This window comes from Micromonospora okii (genome assembly GCF_020884795.1).
GTDB lineage: Bacteria > Actinomycetota > Actinomycetes > Mycobacteriales > Micromonosporaceae > Micromonospora > Micromonospora okii.
Genome location: NZ_BBZF01000028.1, coordinates 74,851 through 94,509, shown reverse-complemented (window position 1 = coordinate 94,509; position 19,659 = coordinate 74,851). Strand labels below are relative to the sequence as shown.

At 74.3% G+C, this 19,659-nt stretch carries 10 protein-coding genes; 1 reads left to right on the top strand and 9 read right to left on the bottom strand.

Going from position 1 to position 19,659, the window contains the following annotated elements; translation table 11 throughout:
- Positions 1-12 precede the first annotated feature (12 nt).
- From LPU43_RS26535 to LPU43_RS26500, 8 genes are all read right to left on the bottom strand, one after another.
- Positions 13-2,052: an amino acid adenylation domain-containing protein gene (locus LPU43_RS26535; RefSeq protein WP_229403271.1), complete on the bottom strand. Its 2,040-nt coding sequence runs from the start codon at positions 2,050-2,052 to the stop codon at positions 13-15.
- Entirely contained in the window at positions 2,049-4,943 is a 2,895-nt protein-coding gene (locus LPU43_RS26530) for a type I polyketide synthase (protein ID WP_229403270.1), read from the bottom strand. Before LPU43_RS26530 ends, LPU43_RS26535 begins: the two co-directional genes overlap by 4 nt.
- A complete protein-coding gene (locus tag LPU43_RS26525; RefSeq protein ID WP_229403269.1) occupies positions 4,940-8,446 on the bottom strand; it encodes a non-ribosomal peptide synthetase in 3,507 nt (1,168 codons plus the stop codon). Before LPU43_RS26525 ends, LPU43_RS26530 begins: the two co-directional genes overlap by 4 nt.
- A complete protein-coding gene (locus LPU43_RS26520; RefSeq protein ID WP_229403268.1) occupies positions 8,446-8,712 on the bottom strand; it encodes a phosphopantetheine-binding protein in 267 nt (88 codons plus the stop codon). Before LPU43_RS26520 ends, LPU43_RS26525 begins: the two co-directional genes overlap by 1 nt.
- A complete protein-coding gene (locus LPU43_RS26515; RefSeq protein ID WP_229403267.1) occupies positions 8,712-11,006 on the bottom strand; it encodes a beta-ketoacyl synthase N-terminal-like domain-containing protein in 2,295 nt (764 codons plus the stop codon). The genes LPU43_RS26520 and LPU43_RS26515 overlap by 1 nt, the downstream gene beginning before the upstream one ends.
- On the bottom strand, positions 10,999-14,226 hold the full coding sequence (locus LPU43_RS26510; protein ID WP_229403266.1) for a non-ribosomal peptide synthetase: 3,228 nt from the start codon (positions 14,224-14,226) through the stop codon (positions 10,999-11,001). Before LPU43_RS26510 ends, LPU43_RS26515 begins: the two co-directional genes overlap by 8 nt.
- 346 nt (positions 14,227-14,572) lie before the next feature.
- Positions 14,573-15,421, bottom strand: a complete 849-nt coding sequence (locus tag LPU43_RS26505; protein ID WP_229403265.1) for an aminoglycoside phosphotransferase family protein — start codon at positions 15,419-15,421, stop codon at positions 14,573-14,575.
- Positions 15,418-16,179 (bottom strand): LuxR C-terminal-related transcriptional regulator, encoded by a 762-nt coding sequence (locus tag LPU43_RS26500; RefSeq protein WP_229403264.1) that lies wholly within the window; start codon positions 16,177-16,179, stop codon positions 15,418-15,420. Before LPU43_RS26500 ends, LPU43_RS26505 begins: the two co-directional genes overlap by 4 nt.
- Before the next feature lie 577 nt (positions 16,180-16,756).
- Here LPU43_RS26500 and LPU43_RS26495 point away from each other — a divergent pair.
- Positions 16,757-17,974: an MFS transporter gene (locus tag LPU43_RS26495; protein ID WP_229403263.1), complete on the top strand. Its 1,218-nt coding sequence runs from the start codon at positions 16,757-16,759 to the stop codon at positions 17,972-17,974.
- A gap of 179 nt (positions 17,975-18,153) precedes the next feature.
- Here the strand turns inward: LPU43_RS26495 and LPU43_RS26490 are convergent, their stop codons facing one another.
- The gene (locus LPU43_RS26490; protein ID WP_229403299.1) at positions 18,154-19,614 is read right to left on the bottom strand and encodes an MFS transporter; all 1,461 of its coding nucleotides are present in this window, start codon (positions 19,612-19,614) and stop codon (positions 18,154-18,156) included.
- Positions 19,615-19,659 lie beyond the last annotated feature (45 nt).

The window sequence follows — 19,659 nt, the reverse complement described above, 5'->3', positions numbered from 1 at the left end:
CCGCCGTGACGATCACGACAGAGCGGCGTGATCGAGGCGGCCCGCACCGACGCCGGAGCGGCGGCGGACCCGGGCCGGCGGAGGGGGCAGCGCCCGCCGGTCGATCTTGCCGTTGGCGGTGGCGGGCAGCTCGGGCAGGAGGACGTAGCGTACCGGCACCATGTGGTCGGGCAACGCCTCGGCGAGGAAGGCGCGCAGCGCCGGCTCGGTCAGGCGGGCCGGGTCGGCGTCGCGCTCGGCGACCAGGTACGCCACCAGGGTCGGCGCGGTGCCCAGGTCCTCGCGGAGCAGCACGACGCTGTTGGCCACGAACGGGTGCCGGTTGAGGCTCGACTCGATCTCACCAAGCTCCACCCGCTGCCCGCGGATCTTGACCTGGGTGTCGACCCGGCCGACGTAGTTGAGGTGGCCCTCCGGCGACCACCAGACCAGGTCCCCGGTCCGGTACACCCGCTGCGGCCGGCCGGCGACCGTCACCTCGACGAACCGCTCGGCGGTCAGGTCGGGCCGGCCGGCATAGCCGCGAGCGAGGCAGTCCCCGCCGACCACCAGCTCCCCGACCTGGCCCAGCGGAGCGAGATCGCCCCGGTCGTCGAGCACGTACGCGACGACGTTGCTGATCGGCCGGCCGATCGGCACGGTGTCCGCCGGTTCGGGCCGGCGGCACGGCCAGGCGGTGACGTCGATGGCCGCCTCGGTGGGGCCGTACAGATTGTGCACCCGCACCCGGGGCAGCACGGCGGTGAGCTTGTTGACCAGCTTCGGCGGCAGCGCCTCCCCGCTGCAGATCACCCGGCGTAGGTCGGCGCAGCGGTCCAGCCCGGCCTCCTCGACGAAGAGGGCGAGCATGGAGGGCACGAAGTGGACGGTGGTCACCGACTCGCGGGCGATCACCTCGACCATCTCCTGCGGGTCGCGGTGCGCCTGCGGCTGCGCCGTCACGAGGGTGGCGCCGGTGAGGAAGGGCCAGAGCAGCTCCCACACCGAGACGTCGAAGGTGTACGGCGTCTTCTGCAACACCACGTCACCCGGGCCGATCCGGTAGCTGTCCTGCATCCAGACCAGGCGGTTGGCCAGCGACAGGTGCGTCATCTGCACGCCCTTGGGCGCGCCGGTCGACCCGGAGGTGAAGATCACGTACGAGAGGCCGTGGACCACCTCCTCCGGCGCCCGGTAGCCGCGCCAGTCGACCGGCGTGGCGGCCCGGTCGCCGCCGTCCAGCGGGCGGACGGGCACGGTCGGCGCGGCACCGAGCGCGGCCTGCCCCGCCGGGTCGGCCAGCACCAGGGCCGCCCCGGCGGTGCCGAGCATGAGGTCCAGCCGGGGGCGCGGGTGCGACGGGTCGACCGGCAGGTACGCCGCACCGGCCAGCAGCACGCCGAGCACCGCGACCACCAGTTCGGGGCTGCGCTCGGCGCAGAGCCCGACCACCGACCCCGGACCCACCCCGTCCGCGCGCAGCCGCCCGGCCAGCGCCGCTGCCTCGTCCAGGAACTCGCGGTAGCTGAGGTGGCGGCCGTCGCCGCGCAGCGCGACGGTGTCCGGGGTGCGTTCCGCCTGCCGGCAGATCAGCTCGTGCACCGGGGTGCGCGGGGCGGGCGTCGGCGCGGGGTTGAAGCCGAGCAGGGTGCGGCGCTCCTCGGGGCCGACCAGCGTCGCCTCCCGTACCGGCCGGTCCGGGTGGGCGGTGAGCCAGGCGTGCAGGGTGTGCAGGCGCTCCGGCAGCCACCGCGCGTCGCCTTGGTGGCGCAGGAAGCGCACCGGCAGGGTGCCCAGGGTGGCCGCGGCGCCGCCGGCAGTGGCGGCGGTGGTGGCCGGTGCGGGCAACAGCACGTCCGGTTCCGCTGCGGGCAGCAGCACGTCCGGCGCCGCCTCCGGGGACACGCTGCGCGCCTGCGCGCGTACCTGGTCGAGGGTGTGCTCCGGGCCCACGCGCAGCCGCAGCTCGCCGCGCGGGCCGCGCACCGCGACCTCGGTCGCGCCGCCGAGCCGGTGGCAGAGCACGGCCGCCACCGCAGCGGCGAGGTCCAGGTCCTCGTGGCGGCCGGTCACGCGGTCACCAGCCCGGCCAGCACGCGCGGCGTGGGGTCCGCGGCGAGGTCGTCCATCGGCACCCGCACGCCGTAGCGGCGCTGCACCTGGCTGATCATGCGGATGAGGAGCAGCGAATCGCCGCCGACCGCGAAGAAGTTCGTGTCCGGGCCGATCTCCGGGGCGCCGATCAGGGCGGTCCAGAGCGCCACGATCTCCCCCACCAGGCCGTCCCCGCCGCCGGCCGGCGGTGTCGGATCGTCCGGGACCGGGGGTGCCGGGTCGTCCGGGACCGGCGGTGCGACGTCGAGCCAGTGCCGGGTGGGGGCGAACGGGTAGCCGGGCAGCGCGACCCGTCGACTGCCGGTGCCGCCGCGCAGCGCCGGCCAGTCCACGCCCACCCCGGCCGTCCAGAGCGCACCGACCCCGGCCAGCACGTCGCCGGCGTCCGGGCGGGCCGTCGCCCGTGGCTGCAGGGCGTACCCGGGCACCGGCCGGCCCTGCGGGGCCTGCCGGGCGGCGCCGGTCAGCGCGCTTCCCGGCCCCACCTCGACCAGGACCGGGTCGGGCAGGCCGAGCGCGGTCAGCAGCGCGTCGTGGTAGCCGACCGGGCTGCGTAGCTGGGTCGCCCAGTAGCCCCCCGGGCGGGACAGCCCCTTGCCGAGCAGCGCACCGTCCACCGTGCTGATCACCGGAACGGTGCGGGGACGGTGGTCCACCCGGTCCGCCTCCGCGCCGAACTGCCGGGCCGCGTCGGCCATCATCCGGCTGTGGAAGGCCCGCCGGGCGGGCAGCGCCCGCCAGTGCACGCCCGCCCCGGTCAGCCGGTCCCGGAGCGCGTCGAGCTGCGCCACCGGCCCGGCCACCACGGTCAGGTCGGGGGCGTTGCGCGCGGCCACGTCGAGCTCGTCCAGGCCGGCCAGGTGGGGGGTGAGGGCGGGCTGGGAGGCGAGGACGACCAGCATGCCGCCCTCGGGTGCGTCCTGCATGAGCCGGCCCCGGGTCGCCACCAGGCGCAGCATGTCGTCACCGGCCAGCTCCCCGGCCAGCGCGGCGGCGGTGAACTCGCCGACGGAGTGGCCGACCAGCGCGGCCGGGCGTACCCCCCAGGAGAGCAGCAGCCGGCCGAGGGCCAGCTCGTGCAGCGCCAGCACGGGCTGGGCCACGTCGGTGCGGTGCACCACGTCCTGCGGGTCCTCGTCGACCAGCACCTCCCGCGGGTCCAGCCCGAGGATCGGGGTGAGCAGCCGCGCCCCCTGGTCGAGGTCGGCCCGGAACGAGGGGTAGCGGTCGTAGAGGCCCCGGGACATGGCGGGGAACTCGGCGCCCTGGCCGGGGAAGAGGAGGACCACGCTGGGCCGGCGGGCCGCCGCCCGGGCCGGGGCGCGGCGCAGCCGGGTCACCGTCTCGGCGAGGTCCCGGGCGGCCACCGCGAGCCGGTGCGGGAAGTGCCGGCGGTACGACTGCAGGGTGCGGGCGACGTCGGCCAGCGGCAGGTCGGGGCGCTGCCGCAGGTGCTCGCCGAGCTGCTCGGCGGCGTCCCGGACCGCCTCCGGGGTACGCCCGGAGAGCACCACCAACTCGGTGCGCTCCTCGGGCGGGGCGGTCGAGACCGGCACGGCCTGCCCGTCCCCCTCCTCCAGCACCACGTGGACGTTGGTGCCGCCGAGGCCGAACGCGCTGACCCCGGCCCGGCGCGGCGTACCGTCGGTCTCCCAGGACCGGGCCACGGCGTCCACCGTGAACGGGGTGGAGCCGTCGAGCAGCTCGGGCCGGGCCTCCTTCAGACCGGCCAGCGGCGGGATCTGGCGGAAGTGCAGCGCCAGCGCGGCCTTGATGAGCCCGGCGACCCCGGCCGCCGCGTCGAGGTGGCCGACGTTGGCCTTGACCGAGCCGAGCGAGCAGGGCCGCGTGCCCCGGGTGAAGACCTCGGTCAGCGCGGACAGCTCGATGGCGTCGCCGACCTCGGTGGCGGTGCCGTGCGCCTCCAGGTAGCCGACGGAGGCGGGCGCCACCCCGGCGGCGGCGTACGCGCGGGTCAGCACGTCGATCTGGCCGGCGACCCCGGGGGCGGTGTAGCCGACCTTCAGGCTGCCGTCGTTGTTCACCGCCGAGCCCTTGATCACCGCGTACACGGTGTCGCCGTCGCGGCGGGCGTCCTCGACGCGCTTGAGCACCACCAGGGCGACGCCGTTGCCGGGCACGGTCCCGTCCGCGGTGGCGTCGAACGGGCGACAGGTGCCGTCGGCCGACATGATGCCCTTGGTCTCGTACAGGTAGCCGGAGTGCTGCGGCACGGCCACGCAGGCCCCGCCGGCCAGCGCGACGTCCGAGTCCCCGGCGCGCAGGCTCTGCGCGGCCAGGTGCACCGCCACGAGCGAGGTCGAGCAGGCGGTCTGCACGGTGACGGCGGGCCCGCCCAGGCCCAGCCGGTAGGCGATCTTCGCGGCCAGGTGGTCCTTCTCGTTGCCGAGCACCACCGACAGCAGCCCCTGCGCGTCGACCAGGCCGGGCTGCGCGAAGACGTGGTTGAGCGCGTAGTAGTTGAAGCCCGCGCCGGCGAAGACGCCGACCCGGCCGAAGGGCGCGTCGGTGGCGAGCCCGGCCGACTCGAGCGCGGCCCAGGCGGTCTGCATCAGCAGCCGGTGCTGCGGGTCGGTGGTCTCCGCCTCCCGGGGGGTGATGCCGAAGAAGGCGGCGTCGAAGAGCTCCGGGTCGGCCAGCATCCCGCGCGCCGGCACGTACGCGGGGTCGTCCAGCCGGTCGGCGGGCACCCCGGCGGCCAGCAGTTCGTTGCGGGTCAGCGAGCTGATGGTGATCTTTCCGGCGGCCAGGTTGGACCAGTACTGCCAGACGTCGGCGGCGCCGGGGAACCGGCCCGCCATGCCTACGATCGCGATGTCGCCGTTCATGAGGGTGCGCCTGCTCCTTCGGTCTGTGCGTGCAGATGCCGGGCCAGCGTCTGGACGGTCGGAAAGCGGTAGAGGTCGGTCAGCGGGACGCTCCGGCCGGAGAGCCGCTCCTGGAGCAGCCGGCGGACCACGGCCAGCCGCAGGGACTCCCCGCCGACGTCGAAGAAGGCCTCGTCGAGGTCGAAGTCGTCGGTGCCCAGCGCCTCCACCCACGCCCCCGTGACCAGCTCCTCGAACTCGGCCAGCGACGCCGAGGACGACGCCGATGCCGAGGACGACGCCACGGCTGCGGTGGGGGGCGCGGCGGCGACCAGGGCGGCCAGCGCGCGCAGGTCGACCTTGCCGTTGCGGTCCAGCGGGAACTCGGCCACGGTGTGCCACTGCTGCGGGCGCGCGTACGGGGCCAGCTCCGGCTCCACCGCCCGGCGCACGTCGGCCACCTCGACGCCGTCCGCGTCGGGCTTCAGAGCGGCGCACAGGCGCACCCCGGTCGCCGGGTCGCCGACGGTGAAGACCACCGCGTCGCGTACGCCGGGCCGGGCGCGCAGCCGGCGCTCGATGTCGACCAACTCGACCCGGTGGCCGGCGATCTTCACCTGGCGGTCGTTGCGGCCGAGGAACCGCAGCTGCCCGTCCGCCCCCCAGCGCACCAGGTCACCGGTGCGGTACAGGCGCGTCCCCAGCTCCTCGGAGCGGACGAACGAGGCGTCCGTACGGGCCGGGTCGTCGAGGTAGCCGTCGGCGAGCCCGGTCCCCGCCGCCCACAGCTCGCCGACCGCCCCGGGCGGGACGAGGCGTCCGCCCGGACCCACGACGTACAGGTCGGTGCCGCGCACCGGCCCGCCGATCGGCAGCGGATCCGGGGTGGCATCGGCGTGGTCGACCGAGTACGTGGTGGTGAACGTGGTGTTCTCGGTCGGGCCGTAGCCGTTGGTGAGCCGCAGCCCCGGGCAGGCGGCCAGCACCCGGCGCACGTGCGCCGGGGAGACCACGCCGCCCCCGGTGAAGAGCTGCCGCAGCCCGGCGAAGGCATCCGGCCGGTGATCCGCGACCAGGTGGAAGACGCCCGAGGTGAGCCAGGCGTGGCTGACGGCCTCGGCGCGCAGGAACCCGGTCAGCCCGCTGGGCGTCGGCTCCCCGGCCGGGAAGACCACCACGGTGTCCCCGTTGGCCAGCGGTACCAGCAGCTCCAGGGTGGACGCGTCGAACGCCAGCGGGGACAGGCGCAGCATCCGCATGCCCGGCCGGTCGACGAAGAGCCCCGGGTCGTCGGCGAGGCGCAGCACCGCCCGGTGCGGGACGACCACCCCCTTCGGCACGCCGGTCGAGCCGGAGGTGAACGAGGTGTACGCGGTCCGGTCCGGCCCGGCCGGTGCCGCCTCGGGGCCGGCGTCGGAGACCGGGGCCGGGTCGTGAAGGTCGACCAGCGGGCAGTCCGCCACGCCGGCCCAGTGCGGTCCGGGTGCGTCCACGCCGAGCCGGGCGCGGGGTGCGACCGCCTCGGCCAGGTGCGCCCGCCACTCGTCGGTGGCGTCCCGGTCGACCGCCACGTAGTACGCGCCGAGCCGCAGCACGCCCAGCACCGCCACCGCCTCCGCCGCCGAGCGCGGCAGCTCCAGCAGCACCCCGTCGCCGGCCCGCACTCCGTGGGTGTGCAGCAGGCTCGCCTGGGCGACGGCGCGGTCGTGCAGTTCGCGGTAGGTGAGGGTGAGCCCGGCCTGCGGGTCGACCAGCGCGATCCGCTCGCCCGCGTCGCGGGCGTGGCGGGCGAGCCGGTGCCACACGTCGTCGGTGGTGTGGTGCGGACCACCGGCGCCCAGCGCGCGCAGCCGGTCCCGCTGGGCCGGCGAGAGCGTGCTGATCGCACCCAGGGGCGCGTCCGGGTCGGCGGCGAGCGCGGCCAGCGCCGCCCGGAACGACTCGACCAGCTCACCGGCCTCGGCGGCGGTGAGCACCGACGTCGCGTACTCCAGGGCCAGCCGTGGGCGCGCCGACCAGGACTGGAGGTAGAGCAGGGCGTCGAAGACCGCGCCGTGGCAGTGCCCCTCGTGCAGCCGCCAGCGCCGGCCACCCCCGGTCAGCTCGTCGGGGACCAGCTCGTGGTGGGCGGCGAAGCCGAACTGCGCCAGCGGGTTGCGCGCCGGGTCGGTGGGGACGTCGAGCGCCGCGACGACCCGCTCGAACGGCACGTCGGCGTCGGCGGCGGCCTCGCCCACCGCCCCGGCGAGGACCCGGACGTGCTCCCGTACGGTCAGCTCGTCGCGGCTCGCGCAGCGCACCGGGACGACCCGGGTGCACAGGCCCACGATCTCCGCCATGCCCGCCTCGAAGCGGCCCGCTGCGGGCACCCCGAGGACCAGGTCGTCCAGCCCGGCGTGGCGGGACGCGGCCAGCGCCCAGCCCGCCATGACCACCGACGTCACGGTCACCCCGCACCGGCGGGCCAGGTCGGTCACCGCGCCGGCCGTCGCCGGGTCGAGGTGGAAGTGCAGGCGGGCGCCCCGCCCGTCGGCCTCGGCCAGCGGGGGCAGGTCGGTGGCGAGCGCCACCGTGCCCGGCGCGCCCGCCAGCCGGGTCCGGATCCGGGCCAGCGCGGCGTCCACCTCCCCGGCCGCCTCCCGCGCGGCCAGCCGGCTGCCGACCCAGTCGGGGGAGGGCGCGGACCCGGGAGCCGCCGCCGCGTCGTCCCCGGGCGCTGCGGCGCCCGCCGCGTCGTCCCCGGCCGCTGCGGCGCCCGCCACGTCGTCCCCGGCCGCTGCGGCGCCCGCCGCGTCGGCGGCGTAGCGCTCGGTGAACTCACGCCAGAGCAGCCCGATGCTCCAGCCGTCGCTGATCACGTGGTGCACCAGCAGGGTCAGCAGATCCCGGTCCCCGGCCCGGGTCAGCACGAACACGACCGGTGGCTCCTCGAAGGGGCGCAGCAGCCGCGCCGCCGCGGTGCCGTACAGGTCGTGCACGGTGCGGACCGCGTCGTCGCCGGGCAGCGCCTGGTGCAGCAGCCGCGGCTGGTACGGCGCGGGCAGCACGATCCGGGCCTGCCGGGGCTCGTGGACGAAGCGGGTGCGCAGCGCCTCGTGCCGGGCGGCCAGCTCCCCCAGCACCCGGCGGACGCGGGCCGGGTCCAGCGGACCGTCCGCCTCCAGGGTGAACATCAGGTGGTAGGGCGCGTCCCGGTCGAGCAGGTGCGCGGCGAGCATGGACCGCTGGCCGGGCAGCAGGTCCCGTTCGGCGGGCTGCCGCGCGAGCACCGGGGGAGCGGTGTCGACGTACCCGACCGCGTCGGCGAGCACCTGCGCCAGCGGCAGCGCGGAGAGCAGCCGGCCCGCCTCCACGTGCGCCCGCAACTCCCGCTGGCCGAGCGCGACCAGCGCGATGGCCTGCAACGAGGTGCCGCCCAGGCCGACGAAGGACTCGGTGGCCGCCGCCTTCCGCAGGTGCTCGGGCGCGACGCCGAGAACCTGGGCGGCCAGTGGCGTCCAGGCGGCCAGATCCGGGCGGTCCATCACACCACCTCCGCCGCCGGCCGCTCCGCCGGCACCTGGCTCGCCACGGTTCGCAGGTCGGCGAAGCGGGGGTTCTCCAGCACGTGACCGAACATCACCGCGAGGTTGAGCTCCTGGCGGATCAGGGTGCTGAACCGCAGCGCGCTCAGCGAGTGGCCGCCGAGGTCGAAGAAGTCGTCGTCGTCGTCGACCGTGTCGACGCCGAGCACCTCCTTCCACAGCTCCTCGAACTCGGCCACCCAGGTCCGGTCGTCTACGTCGCGCATCAGTGGTGCCTCTCTGTGTCCAGGTGGGTAGCGGGGGCGTCCAGGTAGTGCCGGGTGGCGGCGAAGGGGTAGGTGGGGGCGGGCACCCGTTGCCGCCCCGTGTCGTACGCGGGGTCCCAGGGGCCGGCCAGGCCGAGCTGCCACAGCGCGCCGACGGTCGCCAGCAGCCGGGCGTGCCGATCGGTGGGCAGCGTCGACGGGTCCGGCCCGAACCGGGGGGTGACGCTCGTGCCGACCTCGATCCAGAGCAGCCGGTCCGGGTCGGGTGGGAGCGGCTGCGGCGCGGCCGGGGCGAGCGCCGCCGCCCGCCAGCGGGTCGGGTCGGCGCACTCGGCGTCCGTGAGCGGTTCCCCGCCGGCCGGCCGCAGCGGCAGCTCGGCGGGGCGGAGCCGGGCCGGGTCGAGGTCGCCGCACAGCAGCGCCACCGCCTCCGGCAGGGTGAGCACCCCGGCCACCACCGCGCCGGCCAGCAGGCCGAGGCCGGTGCCGGCCAGTTCGCGGGGGGCGATCCCCCGACCGCGTAGCGACCGGGCCAGGCCGACGCAGGCGACCAGCCGGGTGACCCGCTCCCGGGCCGGCTCGTCGAGGGGCTGCCCGCGCAGCAGCGCCGCCCCCTCGTCGGCGGTGGCCCGGTAGACCGGATCGGCGTCGTAGTTCGGCCGGTTGCCGGTCAGCTCGCCGGCCGCGGTGAGGTACAGGCCCACGCCCCGCGCCCGCGCCTTCGCGTCGACCTGCCGCACCGCCGGACCCGGCGCGCCGGTCCCGGCCGCCGGACCGTGCGGGCCGGTGAGGAACGCCGCCCGCCAGGGCAGCTCGGCGCGGCCGGTCCGCAGCGTGTACGCGATGTCGGCCAGGTCGCCGGGGGCGGTCCGGGCCACGAGGTCCACCGCGCGGTCGACGCTCTCCTGGGCCGCGGCGGCCGTCTTCGCGGCGACGAGGACCAGCTCGGTGACGTGCCGACGGCGGCGGGGCGCGGAGTCCGGGGCGGCTTCGAGGACGACGTGGGCGTTGGTGCCGCCGATGCCGAAGGAGCTGACCCCGGCCCGCAGCACCCCGTCGATCGGGGTCCAGGGCCGCGCCGCCACCGGCAGGTCGAAGACCGAGCCAGTCAGCTCGACCCGGGGGTTGGGGGTGCTCAGGTGGGCGATCGGCGGGACGGTCCGGTGTTTCAGCGCCAGCACCGCCTTGACCAGCCCGATCACGCCGGCCGCGGTGTCCAGGTGCCCGACGACCGACTTGACCGCGCCGAGCGCGCAGGGGGCGCGGTCGGGCCGGTCGCTGTCGAAGACCTGCCGCAGGGCCGCCACCTCGATCGGGTCGCCCAGCGCGGTGCCGGTGCCGTGCGTCTCGATCAGCCCGACGGTGTCCGGGTCGACGCCGGCCACCTCCAGCGCCGCCGAGATCACCGCGGCCTGGCCGGTGGGGCCGGGTGCGGTGAAGCCGGCCTTGCGCAGGCCGTCGTTGTTGATCGCCGACCCCCGGATGACCGCGTGCACGGTGTCCCCGTCCCGGCGCGCGTCGGCGAGGCGCTTGAGCACCACCACGCCCGCCCCGTCGCCGGGCACGGTCCCGTCGGCGGCAGCGTCGAAGGCCCGGCACCGACCGTCGGCGGAGAAGATGCCGCCGGGCTCGTACCGGTGCCCGCGCCGCGTCGGCGGCGCCACCGTCGCCGCCCCGGCCAGCGCCACGTCGGCGTCGTAGGTCAGCAGCGCCTGCACCGCCTGGTGCACCGCGACCAGCGAGGTCGAGCAGGCGGCCTGCACCGTGACCGCCGGGCCCTGCAGATTCAGCTTGTACGCGATCCGGGTGGCCGCGAAGTCCTTGTCGCTGCCGATGATCAGCCCGAGGCCGCCGGCCGCCTCGACGGCGCGCTGGTTGGGCCAGACGTTGTCGAGCAGGTAGACGTTGAGCCCGGTGCCCACGTACACCCCGATCCGGTTGCCGTCGGCGGCGACCGGCGGCTGGCCGGCGTGCTCCAGCGCCGCCCACGCGCACTCCAGCAGGACCCGCTGCTGGGGGTCCATCAGCGCGCTGTCCGACGGTGAGTAGCTGAACAGTCGGTGGTCGAAGCGGTCCGCGCCCTCCAGCACCGCCCGGGCCGGCACGAAGTCGGGATGCTCGACGAGGTCCTTCGGCACGCCCCAGCCGAGCAACTGCTCCGGGGTGAAGAAGCTGACCGCGTCGATGCCGTGCACCACGTGGTGCCAGAACCGGTCCAGGTCGCGGTCCGCGCCGGGGACGCGGACGGCCATGCCGACCACGGCCACCGCGGCGTCGTCGTCGGGCTCAACCACGGTCGCCTCCGGCACCGCGCCGCCGGCCGGCGAGCAGGGCCCGCCCCTGGTGGCGCTGGGCGACCCGCGCGTCGGCCAGCACCGGGGCGGCCTCGCGCAGGTGCGCCGCGCAGCCGGCGACCGTGCCGACCCGGAACAGGTCCGTCACGGAGACCTCCAGCCCGTCGTCGGCGAGCCGCTGTTGCAACGTGATCAGCGCGAAGCTGTGCCCGCCCAGGTCGAAGAAGTTGTCGTGCAGCCCCACGTCGGAGCGGCCGAGCACCTCGCTCCAGCAGGCCCGTACCCGCTCCTGAAGGTCAGTGCCGGTGGCGCGGTCGGCGGCCGGAGCCGGCGCGGCGGCCGTCCGGGCCGCGCGGGTCTCGGCCAGCAGGCGGGCGGTGTCCACCTTGCCGTGGGTGGTGAGCGGGATCGCCTCGACCGTGAGGATCCGGGCCGGCACCATGTAGGCGGGCAGCGTCTGCCGGACGTGGCCGCGCAGCTCGCGTTCGGTGTCCGGGCCGGTCCCGCCGACCACGAAGGCGACCAGTTGGTCGTTCTCGGCCGCCACCGCGCACGAGCGCACCGCCGGGTGGGTCAGGAACGCGCCCTCGACCTCGGCCAACTCCACCCGGTAGCCGCGGAGCTGCACCTGGGTGTCGTTGCGGCCCAGGTAGACCATGTTGCCGTCGGTGCCCCACTTGACCACGTCGCCGGTCTTGTACATGACTCCCCGCCCGTACGGGTCGGGCAGGAAGCGGGCGGCGGTCAGCTCGGGATTGCCGACGTAGCCCTGCGCGACGAGCACCCCGCCGCAGTACAGCTCGCCGGGCACGTCCACCCCGGTCGGGCGCAGCTCCTCGTCGAGGACGTAGCAGCGTGCCGACGGCAGCGGTACACCGACGTTGCCCTCCCGGACGCGGGCCAGCTCGGCGGTGGGCGCGGCGAAGATCGTGCAGTGGATGGTGCCCTCGGTGATGCCGTACATGTTCACGAAGACCGTGTTCAGGTTGGGCGCCTCGCCGACCAGCCGGGTGAGACGGGCCCAGCTCAACGCCTCGCCACCGAGGACGACGTAGCGCAGCCGGGACCGCTCGCTCCCGAGCTGCCGCAGGTAGGGCGGGAGCAGTCGGTAGAGGGCACCCGGCGTCTGGAACACCGACGTGACCGCCTCCCGGTGCACCAGGGCGGCGAGCCGCTCCCGGTCGACCAGGTCCGACTGGTCGGCGATGACCAGCCGGCCGCCGGTGGTCAACGCCCCCCACATCTCCCACACCGAGGCGTCGAACGAGAAGGAGCTGGCCGCCAGCCACACGTCGTCGGCGGTGACGTCGAGACCAGCGGGGGTGGGGGTGTTCAGGGCGTCCAGGCCGCCGTGCCCGACCAGCACGCCCTTGGGCACCCCGGTCGAGCCGGAGGTGTAGATGACGTAGGCCGGGTCGTCCCCGGCGGGGTAGGCCCGCGGCACCTCGACGGCCCCGTCGAGGGTGTGCGGGTCGGCCACCCGGATGCCCCGGTCGGCGGTGAGCGCCCGGGCGGTTTCGGCGGTACCGGGCTCCGCCAGCATGATCCGCAGCCCGGCGCTGGCGGTGATCAGGTCTAGGCGCTGCCGGGGATACTCCGGGTCCAGCGGCACGTAGATGGCGCCGAGCCGCCACACCCCGATGATGGCCGCGATCACCGCGGGTGAGCGGCCCAGCAGCAGCCCGACCCGGTCGCCGTGGCCGATCCCCAGGTCCGCGAGGCCGGCGGCGATCCGTCCGGCCCAGCGGTCCAGCTCGGCGTAGGTCACCGTCGCGTCGCGGTGCCGCACCGCCACCGCGTCCGGGGTACGCGCCACGTGCTCGTCGAAGCGGTGCAGCACCGACGGGTACCCGATCGGCTCGGCGGTCAGTGGCGGGTTCACCTCCTCGACGAGCAGCCGGTGCTCGGCGGCGTCCACCATCGACGGCTCGGCGTCCGGCTCCTCCACGATCGAGCGCAGGAAGGTCAGGTAGTGCCGGAGCAGAGTGGCGACGGTCTCCTCGGCGAACAGTTCGGTGCTGTACTCGGCGCGCAGGAACGGGACGTCGGTGGAGACGTCGAGGGTGAGCCCCACGTCGAACTTCGTGACGTCGACCTCGACGTCCACCTCGGTCAGCTTCACCCCGTCGAGGTCGGGAAAGGCGAACGGGAAGTTCTGCACGGTCAGCGAGGTCTGGAACAGCGGCGCGTGGCTGAGCTGCCGCTCTCCCACGGTGGCCCGCACGATCTCCTCGAACGGCACGTCCTGGTTGGCGAAGGCGGCCATGCTGGCCCGGCGGGCCCGGTCGACCAGCTCGGCGAAGCGGGGCCGGCCGGCCAGGTCGAGCCGGATCGGCAGGGTGTTGACCAGGCAGCCGACCACCCGCTCCTCGGCCTCGTCCATCCGGTTGGCCACCGGGACCCCGATCACCACCTCGGACTGGCGGGCGTAGCGGGACAGCACCGAGGCGTAGGCGGCCAGGGCCACCGCGAACAGCGTCGTCCCGCGCTCCCGTGCCCACGCGGTCAGCCGGTCGACCAGCTCGGCGTCGACCGGCCGGCGCAGCACCGCGCCCCGGTTGCCGAGCACGCTCGGCCGGGGGAAGTCGGTGAGCAGCGCGAGCTGCGGGACGTCCCGCAGCTCGGTACGCCAGAAGTCCAGCCCGGAGGCGTCCCGCTCCCAGGCGGCGCGCTGCCGCTGCGCGTACGCCAGGTAGGACTCGGCCGGTTCGGCGTGGCCGGCACCGTCCGCGCCGGCCAGCGCGGCGTTGTACTCGGCGGCGAGGTCGCGCAGCAGCAGCCCGACCGACCAGCCGTCGCAGGCGATGTGGTGGACCAGCACCGCCAGGGTGTGCTCGTCGGGCCCCCAGGAGCGCAGGTACGCGCGCAGCACCGGCCCCTCGTCGAGCGCGAACGCCCGGCACGCCTGCTCGGCGACCAGGGCACGCAGGAACCCCTCCTGGGTGTCCCGGTCGGCCCACTCCCCGGCCTCGATCTCGATCTCCGCCTGCGGGGAGTCCACCACCCGCTGGGTGAGCACCCCGTCCACCAGCGCGAACGTGGTACGCAGCGCCTCGTGCCGAGCGGTGACGCGCAGCAGGGCCGCGCGCAGCGCCTCGGGGCGAAGCGTGCCGTGCAGGTGCACCCCGAAGGCCACCACGTAGGCCGGGTTGCCGGGTTGCAGCTGGTTGAGGAAGTAGAGCCGTTCCTGAGCGAACGAAGCACGACCGGTACGAACCATGTGGCGATCGTGGCCGTCCGGGCGTCCCGCCCGACAGAGCGGGCCTTCCCGCCCCGGCAGGGAAAACCTCCCGGTCGGCTGCCGGACGGATCCGCCGGCACGGCCCGAGCCGTGACCCGGTCCGGCCGGGACGTGGATGCGGGCAGGGCGGGGCCAGCGGCGGATCCGGCCGGTGGGCACAGCCGCTGCGGGAGGGAGGCATCCTGGCCGCCGTCGACATCACCGCCGACCCGGCACGCCGGCGTGCCCACGGTCACTTTCCCGGCCGCCGCCGCGGGGCCCAAAAGCTACGCCAGGTCGAGGCGCACCGCGCGGTGCGCCTCGACCTGGCGATTCGACCGGGCGGTCAGTACTCGCCGCGCCCGAAGGCGGCCAGCTCGGCCGAGTGTGCCGGGTTGCTGACGTACGTGGCGCCGATCGGCGCGGTCACCCGGCACCACATGTCGAGCCGGTCGACGTCGATCCCGGCGGCGGCGGCGAGTTCGTCGCGGCGGCGTACCATCTCGGCGCGATCCAGCCCCTCGAGCACGTAGTCGACGGCGTCGAAGCAGGGGTCGCCGGCGCAGGCCATCGGGTCGATCGCCACCAACCCCCGGGCGCCCCCGCTGAGCACGTTGCCCAGGTGCAGGTCGCCGTGGAGCAGCACGGTCTCGGTGGGTGCCGCGAAGAGGTCGTCGCGCAGGCGCTTCGACCCGGTGAGGTCGGCGCCCCGCCGGTCCGCCGAGTTGAACAGCACGTCGATCCAGTCGGTGAGCTGCCGGGGCGCGGCGGCCGGGTCACCGGCGGCGTGCAGGTCGGTGAGGAAGTCGGCGTAGTCGGCGGGGGTGGGGGGCTGCGCCATCTTCTCCACCAGCGTGCCCGGCCGGATCGACTCCAGCAGCACCGCGCCCCGGGCCGCCGCCAGCACCACCGGCACCCGCCCGCTGGGCCCGAACTGGCGCAGCATGTCGACCTCCTCCCGCACCGCGTAGCTGTCCGGTGACAGCTTCAGCACCGCCTCACCCTGCGGCCCGGTGCAGCGGAACACCACCGAGGAGTTGCCGGACTTGAGTTGCTCACCGAGGACGAGCCCCCACTCGGCGACGAGGTCGGTCAGCCGCTGCGGCAAGGTGCCGGTCCAGCGGTGGGCGGCCTTGCCGAAGCGCGGCTCCAGCCGGTTGGCGATGGTCTCCAGGTCCAGGTTCATGCTGTTCATCCCTCCACCGAGCGCAGGCTGGCCAGGGCCGCCGAGCCGCCCGCACCGCGCAACGGCACCGCGCCCGCGCCGTGCAGGCGGGAAATGCCGCCGCCGGCTACCAGGTCGAGCGCCGGCCGGTACGGCCGTGAGCGGGCGAACCGGGCCTTGCGGGCCATCTCGATCGCCTCGTACCGGTCCGACACGTTCAGTTTGTTGAAAATCGTCGAGATGTGGTTGCTGATCGTCTTCGGGGACAGGTTGAGCCGGGCGGCGATCGCGGCGTTGCGCATGCCCGCCGCGATCAGCTCCAGCACCTGCCGCTCGCGCTCCGTCAACTCCGGGAACATCTGCTGGTTGCGCGGCTCCCGGCCGAGCTGCCCGATGAGCAGGTCGGCCACCCGGGGACCGAGGATCACCTCGCCGGTGGCCAGACCCCGGACCGTCCGCACGATGCCGTCGCCGGGGCAGCTCTTGAGCACGTACCCCCGGGCGCCGGCGCGCATGGTGGCGATCACGGCGGCCTCGTCCTCCACGGCGGTGAAGACCAGCACCGCGGTCGACGGCGAGGCCCGGGTGATCTCCTGGAGAGTGCCGGTCTGGAAGTCCGGCATCGCGATGTCGAGCACGAGCACGTCGGGGCGGACCGACGCCGCGCTCCGCAGCGCCTCCTGCGCCGATCCCGCCTCGGCCACCACGTCGACCTCAGTCGAGGTGGACAGCAGGGCATGCAGCCCCCTGCGCACCACCGGCTGAGCGTCGGCCAGCACCACCGTCACGACCCGGGGTCGTGCCCCGTCCGCGACCGCCTCCGGATCCCGTCTCGTCGTATGAGTCAGGTCCCTGGACGAGCCAACGCCGACCATTGCCACACCTCACCCTGTCCCCCCAAGCAGCCCGCGACGCCTCCTGGCGGGAGACGTCGCGGGAACGGACCGCCTCATCGGCGTGAACAGCTACCTACGGTCGCTAGAACAACATATATACACGACCGTCAAGACCTCCTGTCAATCATCCGTCCCATTTTCGGAGGTCAATTACGTAAACGAAGACGCATCGGAGCTACTGTCCGTCGGAAACGTTTCGCCGCCAGGGGTGCATCCGCAGGGCCACGACCTGCGCATCCGGTCGGCGGGCCAGCGAGACCCGCCCCGATCTGCGCGTACGCCTAGCGCAGCGGCCCCGGGTTGTCCAGCGGCAGATGTCCCGGACGGCCGGGAAGTCGTCCCGCCTACCGCCTCCCGCAGTCCCTGTCCATCCGCCACCTGGATCACGATTATTGATGGTGACCGCGCCATTACGCCAGGATGTGGGAACATGCCCTTTTCGCGATTGATTGATTATTCGTTCCGTTTGGTGCCGAGCGATCCGCTGCGCAGGAAACTGATCGCGATCCGGCTGGCCGAGTCGATCGGCAAGGGCGTCTTCCTCAGCGGCAGCGTCGTCTACTTCACGCTCCGCGTCGGGCTCGACGCCAAGCAGGTCGGCTTGGGCCTCTCCGCAGCCGGCCTCTCCGCCTTCGTGTCGTCGGTGCTCTTCGGGGTGATCGCCGACCGGGTGGGCGCGCGGCGGCTGCTGATCGTCCTGTTCACCACCCTGGCGGTCGGCTTCGGCCTCTACACCCTGGTGGGCAGCGCGGCGCAGTTCTACGCCCTGGTGGTCGCCGTCGGATTCATCGAGTACGGCACCGGACCGGCGAACGGGGCCCTGGTCGGCAACCTCGTGCCCGCCGACGAACGGGTCAAGCTCAAGGCGTTGATGCGCTCGGTGTTCAACATCGGCTTCAGCATCGGCATCGGGGTGGCCGCCGTCGCCGCACTCAGCCAGCGGCTGCTGGTGCTCATCCCGCTCACCACCGCCGCGCTGATGGTGGGCGCCGCGCTGCTGGTCACCCGCCTGCCCGACGCGCCGTCACGGCCGGTGCCGGTGGGCTTCAAGCGCTTCGCAGCCGTCCGCGACCCGCGCTTCCTCGCGGTCATCGGCGTCTCGACGGTCCTCGCCTCGCACGTCAGCGTCATCCTGGTCACCATGCCGCTCTGGGCGCTCAACCGCACTGCCCTGCCGCACTTCCTGGTGCCACTGCTGCTGATCTTCAACACCGTGTTCGTCATCCTGTTCCAGGTCCGGGCCAGCCGCGGCGCGGACACCGTGGCGGGAGCCGGCCGGCTCGCCCGGCGCTCCGGTTACTGGCTCGCCGGCGGATGCCTGGTCATCGCCCTGACCGCACTGAATGACAACGTGGCGCTCGCCTGCGTGGCGATCGTCGCCGGCGTGCTGATCCTCTCGGTGGCCGAGGTGATGCAGGCCGCCTCCGGCTGGGGGCTCGCCTTCGGCCTCGCCCCCGAGCACGCCCAGGGCGAGTACCTGGGCGCGTTCGACCTGCACGTCATCACGCAGAACATCGTCGGCCCGGCGGTGCTCTCCGGCCTGGTCATCACGTTCGGGTTCTGGGGTTGGCTGGGCATCGCCCTCGCCGCGCTCGCCGCGTCGGCGGTGATCGTCCCGGTCGCGCGACGCAGCCAGGTCACCCTGGAGCCCGAGCCCGAGCCCGCCCCGGCGACCAGCCGCCAGTGAGTGCGGCCAGGCGTTGGTGGTGCCGATGGTGAAGCCGGCGGCGAGGCGGGAGTAGGTGTCGTTGTTGCGTGCTGGACCCTCGGCTGCTGGACGAGTCGGGGACACCGGCAGTCCGCGGTGTCCTGTGCAACTGGATGGTCTCCACCGGCGTCGTCGCCGCGACGATTTCGACGTCGGTGTCAGGAAAGGTGATCGGCATGTGGATGCCGGCCTCTGGGTATCCAGCGAAGTGCGAGCACGCCGAGGCCGGCGCAGAGCACGGCGGCGATACCCATCGCGACGTGCAGTCCGGTGAGGAAGGCTTCCTTGGCCTGCGTTATGACGGCTCCTGCTGCTCCGGCGTCGAGGGTCTCATCCAGGGTCGGTGCGATGCCGGGGCCGGCGAGTCGAAAGATCAGCGCGGCGGTGGAGCCCAGCAGGGCAATGCCGAGGGCGTTGCCGATCTCGTTGGAGGTCTCCGCGATGGCACCTGCCGAGCCGGCCCGGTTCGCGGGTACAGCACCCACGGCGGTGTCGGCGACGAGGGCGAAACTGATGCCGTAGCCGATGCCCGCGATCGCGGTGGAGGCGATGAACCAGCCGATCCCGCCGGTGACGGTGGTGAGAAGTAGCAGGGCGAGGCCCGCGGCCATCGTGAAGTGGCAGATGACGAGGGCTGCGCGTTTGCCGATCCGATCCGCGAGCGCCGGCGTCAGGATGCAAACCGTCGTGAGCACAGCCGCGCCGGGCAGCGCGAGGATCGCGGCCGTGAGAACCGGCAGACCGAGCACGGATTGCAGGTAGATGCCGGTCAGATATGCGGCGGCGGACCATGCGAACAGCGACAGGACGCCGGTGATGATGGCAACGGTGAAGACCTTCCCGCGAAACAGAGCCAGGTCCACGAGCGGGTGTCCAAGCCCTCGCTGACGGGCAGCGAACCAGGCCAGGACGCCGACGCCGACGACTCCGGTCACGAACACGACGAGTGAGGGGCCGTAGGCGGCCAGTTCCTTGACCGCGTACACGGACGACAGCAGTCCGCCGGCGGACAGGATGATGCTGAGCAGGTCGACCTTGCCGGTACGGGTGGCCTTGACCTCCCGGAGAACGAAGGGAGCAGCGAGGAGGAAGATCGCGACGACGGGCAGGTTGATGAGGAACACCGCCCCCCAGTCGAAGCGGCTCAGCAGCAGCCCTCCGATGATGGGGCCGACCGCGAAGCCCGTGGCGAACGTCGCAGCGAAGATTCCGATCGCCTGTGCGCGCTGCCGCGGGTTTTCGAACAGCTCGCTGAGCACCGCCAGCCCCGAGGGCAGCAGCGCCGCCCCTCCGAAGCCCATGAGTGCGCGGAACGTGATCAGCACTTCCGGCGACGGTGAGAACGCGGCACCGGCCGAACCGACGCCGAACACGACGGTGCCGATCATGAGGAGTTTGAGCCGGCCGAAGCGGTCGCCGAGGTTGCCGAAGGCGATCAGCAAGGAGCCGACCGCGAAGCCGTAGACGTCCAGAATCCACAGGGCCTGCTCCGCGCTCGGCGTCAGGGCGTGGGTGATCGTCGGCATCGTCAGGAACAACACGGAGCCGTCCATCGAGACCAGCAGTACCGGGCCGAGGACGACAAGCAGGCCGAACCATGCGCGCCGGCTGGCCCGCACCGCTCCGGTTGCGTTCCGTGACGGGGTGGTCGGGGTGGTCAGGGG

What these genes read in the sequence shown, in the direction of transcription:
- LPU43_RS26530 (WP_229403270.1), bottom strand. Translation starts at nt 4,943, where the DNA reads ATGAACGGCGACATCGCGATCGTAGGCATGGCGGGCCGGTTCCCCGGC.
- LPU43_RS26525 (WP_229403269.1), bottom strand. Translation starts at nt 8,446, where the DNA reads ATGGACCGCCCGGATCTGGCCGCCTGGACGCCACTGGCCGCCCAGGTT.
- LPU43_RS26520 (WP_229403268.1), bottom strand. Translation starts at nt 8,712, where the DNA reads ATGCGCGACGTAGACGACCGGACCTGGGTGGCCGAGTTCGAGGAGCTG.
- LPU43_RS26510 (WP_229403266.1), bottom strand. Translation starts at nt 14,226, where the DNA reads ATGGTTCGTACCGGTCGTGCTTCGTTCGCTCAGGAACGGCTCTACTTC.
- LPU43_RS26505 (WP_229403265.1), bottom strand. Translation starts at nt 15,421, where the DNA reads ATGAACAGCATGAACCTGGACCTGGAGACCATCGCCAACCGGCTGGAG.